This is a genomic window from Mycobacterium sp., assembly GCF_035314905.1.
Classification (GTDB): Bacteria; Actinomycetota; Actinomycetes; order Mycobacteriales; family Mycobacteriaceae; genus Mycobacterium.
Window position 1 is genome coordinate 1 of record NZ_DATFYW010000024.1, and the last position, 8,121, is coordinate 8,121.

Consider the following 8,121-nt stretch of genomic DNA (forward strand, 5'->3'; position numbering starts at 1 on the left):
CCAGGGGCAACGCCGTCTACCAGGTCGGCGGCAAGTCGTTCGTGTTCTTCCGCAACCCGCGCCCCGACGCGAAAGACCCGGTGAGCGGCGAACCGTACACCGACGTGATCATCATCTGGGTCGAGTCGGAGGCCGACAAGCGGGCGCTGGTGCAGGATCCGCACACGCCGTTTTTCACCACGGACCATTTCAACGGCCATCTGTCGGTGCTCGTGCGGGAGGCGGAGCTGGCCCGCATCGGCAAGACCGAGCTGGCGGAGCTGATCCAAGACGCGTGGTTGTCGCGGGCGTCGAAACGTCGCGGCGCCGCCTGGCTGGCCCGGCAGGGGATCGATCAACCCGACCGGTAGGAAGGGCGTGCCCATTCGCGTCCGGCGCGCTGCGCACGGTCGGGTTCCTGCCTCATTGATCACCCGCCCCGGCCAGGGCCAGGAGTTCGGTGCGTCCGATCTGGGTCAGCAGGCTTGCGGTGTCGAAGTAGATCCGTTCGTTGACTATCCGGTCGGCTTCGAAGAAGAACACCGCGATGATCGGCACCCGGAATGCCCTGCCGGTGGGCGGCAGCCCGTAGAACTCGCCGAGATTTGTTCCGAGAAGGTCGAATTCGACGATGACGGCGTCATCGGCCACGTGGTACCGGACATTATCGTGGCGCTGGTCGGGAAACGCGGCCCTGGTGGCGCGGTAGTAGCCCATCACCTCGTCGTCGCCGTCGAAGACTTGCCCGGTGGCGACGATCTCGTAGTGGGGATGCCCGTTGAACGTGGCCAGCGTCCGATCGAACTCCTTGGTCACCTCCGTGTCCATGTGCTCCCTGACGATGTCGAGGCGGCGAAGCCGCAGGTCGTCACTGACCATCGGGCTTCTCCTTCGCGGGTCCTTCGGGAGCGCTGCGCGCTTGCCGCACAAGTCGGACTGTGGCCGAACGAAGTTCGTCGATCCGATTGATCGCCGTCTGGAATCCGACCCGGGTGTAGGCCACGCCCCGTGCCGTGCCGACCCGCAGGTCGAGACCGTAACGATCCACGCCGGTGCAGGTGGCGACGGTGGTGTCCGGGTAGCCGCCGAAGGCCTGCGCCAGCAACCGCAGCGACTCGGAATGATCGGCGTTCAGGTGCGCGACGGCCCCGGCCGCGTGTGGCCGGATCGGATCGGGTTGTGCCGCGGTGTATGCCTCGCCGGTGGCCGAATCCATCCGCCCGTAGCCGCCGACCCAGCGCACGCGGTGCACGCGAAGGACCCAAAGCGCGAAGTCGCTGTAGTCGATGTAGTACTTCGCCGCGGGTACCGCGGCGAGGTGCGCTTCTCTGGCGGCGCCGAGGTGCGGCCCGGTGGGCCGCTCGACCACGCCGGCAAGGGTGACCCGGCTGCCGGCGAGAGGATCAGGATCGGTGGTGGGCCCGACGATCGCGATGCTCGCGCGCGGGTCGGCGGCAAGGTTTCGGCCGTGCTCGGCCATGTGCGACACGCACAGTACCGGCGCGCCGTCCAGCAGCCCGTAGGTGACGAGCGACGCCCACGGATCGCCATCGCCGGTCAGGCTCGCAAGCGTCCCCGTGCTGGTCGACGCGACGATGGTCCGTGCCTCCTCGGCGGCCGACGGCCGAGCGGTGCCGGCCACCGGGGTCAGTGGCGGTGGGACGGAGGGGGCGTCGCCCGGGTCGCCGTGATCACGGGGCGCCGCCCGGCCGGGAACCGTCATGGCACGAGTAAACCAGCCGCGCCGGCATAGGAACTCGCGCGAGGGGGCATACATAGCTCGAGCTGGGCGCGAGCCGAGCTGAGCGACAATATTGATGGACCGATTGACGGCACGCACAGGAAGAGGCCGGCCATGATCATCTCCGCCGACGACGTTCGAGATTTGCTGGCCGCCGACGCCGATGCGGTCCTGGTAGTGGTGGAGGGTCACACCGCGGTCGTTTCATCGGCAGAGCTGGAGTCCCCGCAATATCTGGGTGCGTTGCAGGTCGTCACGCACGCGGAGCTCGCCGATCGGGTCGGGCGCACGGCGTTGTCCGAGCGTGAGCTGGTGGAGGTGGCCGCTGACCTGGACACCGCGGTATCCGAGATGGGCGGCTGATGGCCCGGGTAGACGTGTCGGTCTCGTCCGACCTGAGTCCTGAGCAGGCCTGGAAGTTGGCGTCGGACCTGCACCGCATCGGTGACTGGCTGACGATCTTCGGCGGCTGGCGCAGCGGGGTGCCGTCGGCCATCGAAAAGGGCACCCGGGTGTCGTCGTGCATCAGGGTCAAAGGCTTCCGCAACGTGATCCACTGGGAGGTGACGGACCACGAACCACCGAAGCGCCTGCAGTTGAACGGCACCGGCCGCGGCGGAGTCCGGATCGAGCTGACATTGACCATCACCGAGGGCCGCCCCGGCTCGACCTTTCATCTCGTCGCCGACCTGTCGGGCCCGCTGCTGAGCGGGCCGGTCGGAAAGCTGGTCGCCCATGTCCTGCAGTCCGACGTGCGCAAGTCCGCGCGGAACCTGGCGGCGCTGAGTTAAAACCAGCTGTCGCGCATCTGCAGCGTCGTGCGGTCGAGGCTTTCCAGCAGATCGAGCTGAGGTGCCGTCTTCGGCAGCTCGTAACGGAAGAAGAAACGACCGGCCTGCCGCTTGCCGTCATAGAAGTCGCCGCGCTGTCCGTGTGCGGCGACAAGCTGCTCCAGCCAGATCCAGGCGATCACGAGGTGGCCGAAAGCCTCCAGGTAGATCACGCTGTTGGCCATCGCGGCGTCGATGTCGCCGGAACCGAACATGCCCGCGGTGACCGAGGTCAGGCGCTGCCAGGACGAGTCCAGCTGCGCCGCCAATCCCGCAAGGTCACCGCCGGCCGCGGTCGCTTCGGCCACGGTCCGCTCGACCGCGGTGCCCAGCGCGGCCAGGCTCGCGCCGTTTCGTTGAACAATCTTGCGGCCCAGCAGATCCAGGCTCTGGATGCCGTGTGTTCCCTCGTGGATCGGGTTCAGCCGGTTATCCCGGTAGTGCTGTTCGACGTCGTATTCCCGGGTGTATCCGTAGCCGCCGTGCACCTGGATCGCGAGGTCGTTGGCGTGCAGGCACCACTGCGACGGCCAGCTTTTCGCGACGGGCGTCAGGATGTCGAGCAGCAGCGTCGCGGAGTCCCGTTCGTCCCCCGACTCCGCGCTGTGGGTGAGGTCGACAAGCCTCGCGCAGTACAACCCGAGCGCCATCGCCCCTTCGACATATGACTTCTGCGCCAGCAGCATTCGCCTGACATCTGGATGCTCGATGATCGGGACCTGCGGCGAGGACAGGTCCTTGGCGGTGACGGGCCGGCCCTGCGGCCGCTCACGCGCGTATTGAAGCGACTTGAGGTACCCGGTGTAACCGAGCGCCACCGCGCCCATCCCGACGCCCAGCCGGGCCTCGTTCATCATGTGGAACATGTAGCTGATGCCGCGGTGTGGCTCGCCGACCAGGTAGCCGACCGCTCCCGCCGCACCGCCGGGCCGGAAGGCGCCCTCCCCGAAGTTCAGCACCGTATTGGTGATCCCGCGGAAACCCATCTTGTGATTGAGCCCGGCCAGCACCACGTCATTGCGCTCAGCGATCGCGCCGTCGGCGTCGACGAGGTACTTGGGCACGATGAACAGCGAGATTCCCTTCGTGCCCGGCGGAGCGCCAGGGATCCTGGCCAGCACCAAATGCACGATGTTCTCGGTCAGTTCGTGGTCGCCGCCCGAGATCCACATCTTGGACCCGAAGAGTCGGTAGGAGCCGTCCTCGTGCGGTTCGGCGCGGGTGAGGATGTCGGCCAGCGACGACCCGGCCTGCGTCTCCGATAGGCACATCGTTCCGGAGAACCGGCCGGCCAGCATCGGTTTGACGAACGCCTCGATCTGGTCGGCGGACCCGTACTCCACCAGCAGGTTCGCGTTGGCCGCGGTCAGCATGAAGTAGCCGGACGTGCTGATATTCGCGGCTGAGAACCATGCCATGCCGGCCGCGGCGACGGTGGCGGGCAACTGCGCGCCGCCCAGGGCCTGATCCATGCTCATGCTGATCAGGTCGGACCGGGCGAACGCATCCCAAGCCTGTTTGACTTCCGGGATCAGCGTCACTGTTGTTCCGTCGAAGCTCGGCTCGTCGGCGTCGCCCTTCTTGTTGTGCGGTGCGAAGTACCGGGTCGCGACCTGTTCGCAGAGGTCGAGCACCCCGGCGAACGTCTCCCGTGAATGCTCGGCGAACCGTTCACGCTTGGTCAGCTCGTCGACCCGCAACCACTCGAAGAGCAGAAAGTCCAGATCACGCCGGGAGAGGAGGTTGGATTTCATCGTGTTCCTTCCGACGACCGTGTCACATCCGCCGACGCTGAGGCGTCACCCAGGCATGACGTTAGTAGTGCGCCTGGAGAAGATCATGCTCGTCATCCGGCTCGTCGCGCTGATTCCCGGGCTGCCGCCCGCCGGGCGCCGCCGCGGCGCGACCTGACGCCCGGCGCCAAACTTGCCAATCGGCGCGGCTGTTGGAAACCTCGCACTCGGTGGTCGATTCAGGTACTGCGCGGTGGGGTAGGTGAACCTCTGATGGACTCGAGACGCGACCCCGCCAAGGCCCCCGAACACGATCCGCACGACCCCTCGTCCGGCAGCCATGTCGAAGCCGGGGTCGTCGAGCATCCGACCGCCGGAGACTTCGGTCAGGCCAGGGCACTGCCCGCCGATCGGACCTGGTTCAAGCGCGCGGTGTTCTACGAGGTGCTGGTGCGGGCTTTCTACGACGCCAGCGCCGACGGCTTCGGCGATCTGCGCGGGCTCACCGAAAAACTCGATTACCTGCAGTGGCTGGGTGTGGACTGCCTCTGGCTGCCGCCGTTCTACGACTCACCGCTGCGCGACGGGGGTTACGACATTCGCGACTTCTACAAGGTGTTGCCCGATTTCGGCACGGTGGAGGACTTCGTCGCCCTGCTCGACGCGGCCCACCGGCGCGGCATCCGAGTGATCACCGACCTGGTGATGAACCACACCTCCGAATCGCATCCGTGGTTCCAGGAGTCGCGCCGCGACCCCGATGGACCGTACGGCGACTTCTACGTGTGGAGCGACACCAGCGACAAGTACGCCGACGCGCGCGTGATCTTCGTCGACACCGAGGAGTCCAACTGGACGTTCGACCCGGTGCGCCGCCAGTTCTACTGGCATCGCTTCTTCGCGCATCAGCCCGACCTGAACTACGACAACCCTGCCGTGCAGGAGGCGATGCTGGACGTGCTGAGGTTCTGGCTCGACCTGGGCATCGACGGGTTCCGGCTCGACGCGGTGCCGTACCTGTTCGAGCGGGAGGGCACCAACTGCGAGAACCTGCCCGAGACGCACGCGTTCCTCAAGCGGTGCCGCAAGGTCGTCGACGACGAATATTCCGGGCGCGTGCTGCTGGCCGAGGCCAACCAGTGGCCCGCTGACGTGGTGGAGTACTTCGGCGACCCGGACACCGGCGGCGACGAGTGCCACATGGCGTTCCACTTCCCGCTGATGCCGCGCATCTTCATGGCGGTCCGCCGCGAGTCGCGCATCCCGATCGCCGAGATCATGGCCAAGACACCGCCGATCCCCGACACGGCCCAGTGGGGCATCTTCCTGCGCAACCACGACGAGCTCACGCTCGAGATGGTCACCGACGAAGAGCGCGACTACATGTACGCCGAGTACGCCAAGGACCCGCGCATGAAGGCCAACGTGGGGATCCGCCGGCGGCTCGCACCCTTGCTGGAGAACGACCGCAACCAGATCGAGCTGTTCACCGCGTTGCTGCTGTCGCTGCCCGGCTCGCCTGTGATCTACTACGGCGACGAGATCGGGATGGGCGACATCATCTGGCTGGGCGACCGCGACGGCGTGCGTACCCCCATGCAGTGGACCCCGGACCGCAACGCCGGCTTCTCCACCGCGAACCCGGGCCGGCTGTATCTGCCGCCGAACCAGGACCCGATCTACGGGTACCACTCGGTGAACGTCGAGGCGCAGATCGACACCTCGACGTCGCTGCTGAACTGGACCCGAACGATGCTGGCGGTCCGGCGCCGGCACCCGGCCTTCGCCGCAGGGACGTTCCGTGAGCTTGACGGCTCGAACCCGTCGGTGCTGGCCTACCTGCGAGAAGAGGACGGCGACATCGTGCTGTGCGTCAACAACCTGTCGCGGTTCCCCCAGCCGATCGAGCTTTATCTGCAGCACTGGAGTGGGTACACACCGGTCGAGTTGACCGGGTACGTGGAGTTCCCGCGCATCGGTCACCTGCCCTACCTGCTGACCCTGCCGGGCCACGGGTTCTACTGGTTCCAGCTTCGTGAGTCCGAGGAGCAGCCATGAACCTGCCGTTCTCGGAGTGGCTCCCGCGGCAGCGCTGGTACGCCGGCCGCAACAGGGAGCTGTCCTCCGCCACAGCGGGCCAGGTCGTCGCGCTTCGCGACGACCTGGACCTCGTCCTGGTCGACGTCGGCTACACCGACGGGTCCGCAGAGCGATACCAGGTGATCGTGCGGTGGGATTCGGCGCCGATCTCGGAGTACAGCAACGTCGCGACGATCGGCAGCGACGACGACCGCACCGGCTACGACGCGGTGTACGACCCGTCCGCCGCCCAGTTCCTGCTCTCGCTGATCGACTCCTCAGCCGTCCACGGTGAGGTGACGTTCACCAAGGAACCGGACGTCACACTGCCGCTGCATGCCGCTCCGCGGGTGTTCGACTCCGAGCAGAGCAACACCAGCGTGGTGTTCGAGCAGGAGGCGATCTTCAAGGTCTTCCGCCGGGTCAGTTGCGGCATCAGCCCCGACATCGAGCTGAACCGGGTGCTGGGCCGGGCCGGCAACCCGCACGTGGCCCGGCTGCTGGGCTCGTATGAAACCGCGGCCCACGGTGAGGATGAGCCGTGCCCGCTGGGGATGGTCAGCGCGTACGCGGCCAACTCCGCCGAGGGCTGGGGCATGGCCACCGCCAGCACCCGCGACCTGTACGCCGAGGGCGACCTGTACGCCTACGAGGTCGGCGGCGACTTCGCGGGGGAGTCGTACCGGCTCGGTGAGGCTGTCGCCTCGGTGCACGCGGCGCTTGCCGAAGAGCTGGGTTCATCGACGGCCAGGTTCCCGGTCGAAGCGATGCTCAACCGGCTGTCGGCCACCGCGGCGGCCGTGCGGGAACTGGAACAGTACGTGCCGGCGATCGAGAAGCGGTTCAACCACCTGGCCGGCGAGACGGTCACCGTGCAGCGGGTACACGGCGACCTGCATCTGGGGCAGGTGCTGCGCACGCCGGAACGGTGGCTGTTGATCGACTTCGAGGGTGAGCCGGGTCAGCCGCTCAACGAGCGCCGCCGGCCCGACTCTGCGCTGCGCGACGTGGCCGGCATGCTGCGCTCGTACGAATACGCCGCTTACCAGCAGCTCGTGAACCAGACCGCCGACGAGCAGAGCAAGCAACTGGCCGCCCGAGCGCGTGAATGGGTGGACCGTAACTGCGCGGCGTTCTGCGACGGTTACGCGTCTGTCGCCGGCAGCGATCCGCGGGACTCGGCAGACCTGCTGGCCGCATACGAGCTCGACAAGGCGGTGTACGAAGCGGGCTACGAGTCACGGCACCGGCCGGCCTGGCTGCCGATCCCGCTGCGTTCCATCGCGCGGCTCGTGGGCCAGCCGTCCTGACCACGTTGGTGACCGCGCCGGTCATCCCTCCGCGATGTCGAACGCCGCGATGACCTTCCCGGGCCGGACGCGCACGACGGGCCGGACCACGCCTCCGAGGTAACCCAGCATCCCGGTGCGGGTGCCCACCATCAGGAAGTGGACGACCTCAGGCGAGAGCTCGGTCACGGATCCCTCAGAGCGTCACCACGTCGTAGTCGCCGAGCCGGTCGATCAGCACGTGCAGGTGGTCGTCCGAGGCGCCGAGCGTCTGCTCGATCGCGGTCAGCCTGGCCAGGTAGTGCCCAACGGGATACTCGGCGGTCACTCCGATGCCGCCGTGCAGCTGGACCGCCTCCTGGCCGATGTGCCGCGCGGCCTGGCCGATTCGCAGCTTGGCCCGCGACGCGATCAGCGGGTCGAGGTTGCCGTCGGCGATCGACATCGCGGCGTACATGTTCATGCTGCGC

The 8,121-nt window shown here is 67.3% G+C and carries 10 protein-coding genes; 5 read left to right on the plus strand and 5 right to left on the minus strand.

Features of this window, described 5'->3' with window-relative positions:
* The coding region (locus VKG81_RS02040) for an MmcQ/YjbR family DNA-binding protein (protein WP_324389217.1) at nucleotides 1-350 on the plus strand (350 nt) is incomplete at its 5' end.
* A gap of 52 nt (nucleotides 351-402) precedes the next feature.
* On the opposite strand, the gene VKG81_RS02045 is transcribed toward VKG81_RS02040, so the two are convergent.
* The gene (locus VKG81_RS02045) at nucleotides 403-858 is read right to left on the minus strand and encodes an ester cyclase (RefSeq protein WP_324389219.1); all 456 of its coding nucleotides are present in this window, start codon (nucleotides 856-858) and stop codon (nucleotides 403-405) included.
* The gene (locus VKG81_RS02050; RefSeq protein ID WP_324389221.1) at nucleotides 848-1,702 is read right to left on the minus strand and encodes a HugZ family protein; all 855 of its coding nucleotides are present in this window, start codon (nucleotides 1,700-1,702) and stop codon (nucleotides 848-850) included. Before VKG81_RS02050 ends, VKG81_RS02045 begins: the two co-directional genes overlap by 11 nt.
* 132 nt (nucleotides 1,703-1,834) lie before the next feature.
* On the opposite strand from VKG81_RS02050, the gene VKG81_RS02055 reads away from it, so the two are divergent.
* Entirely contained in the window at nucleotides 1,835-2,083 is a 249-nt protein-coding gene (locus VKG81_RS02055) for a hypothetical protein (protein WP_324389223.1), read from the plus strand.
* A complete protein-coding gene (locus tag VKG81_RS02060; protein ID WP_324389224.1) occupies nucleotides 2,083-2,511 on the plus strand; it encodes a type II toxin-antitoxin system Rv0910 family toxin in 429 nt (142 codons plus the stop codon). The genes VKG81_RS02055 and VKG81_RS02060 overlap by 1 nt, the downstream gene beginning before the upstream one ends.
* Here VKG81_RS02060 and VKG81_RS02065 read toward each other — a convergent pair.
* A complete protein-coding gene (locus VKG81_RS02065; RefSeq protein WP_324389226.1) occupies nucleotides 2,508-4,304 on the minus strand; it encodes an acyl-CoA dehydrogenase in 1,797 nt (598 codons plus the stop codon). The genes VKG81_RS02060 and VKG81_RS02065 overlap by 4 nt on opposite strands.
* Before the next feature lie 252 nt (nucleotides 4,305-4,556).
* On the opposite strand from VKG81_RS02065, the gene treS reads away from it, so the two are divergent.
* Nucleotides 4,557-6,341 (plus strand): maltose alpha-D-glucosyltransferase, encoded by a 1,785-nt coding sequence (gene treS / locus VKG81_RS02070; protein ID WP_324389228.1) that lies wholly within the window; start codon nucleotides 4,557-4,559, stop codon nucleotides 6,339-6,341.
* The gene (locus VKG81_RS02075) at nucleotides 6,338-7,672 is read left to right on the plus strand and encodes a maltokinase N-terminal cap-like domain-containing protein (RefSeq protein WP_324389230.1); all 1,335 of its coding nucleotides are present in this window, start codon (nucleotides 6,338-6,340) and stop codon (nucleotides 7,670-7,672) included. Before treS ends, VKG81_RS02075 begins: the two co-directional genes overlap by 4 nt.
* A 21-nt stretch (nucleotides 7,673-7,693) precedes the next feature.
* Here VKG81_RS02075 and VKG81_RS02080 read toward each other — a convergent pair whose 3' ends face one another.
* Nucleotides 7,694-7,840: a hypothetical protein gene (locus VKG81_RS02080; protein ID WP_324389232.1), complete on the minus strand. Its 147-nt coding sequence runs from the start codon at nucleotides 7,838-7,840 to the stop codon at nucleotides 7,694-7,696.
* 7 nt (nucleotides 7,841-7,847) lie between these two features.
* On the minus strand, nucleotides 7,848-8,121 hold a 274-nt coding region (locus VKG81_RS02085; RefSeq protein ID WP_324389234.1), incomplete at its 5' end, for an acyl-CoA dehydrogenase family protein.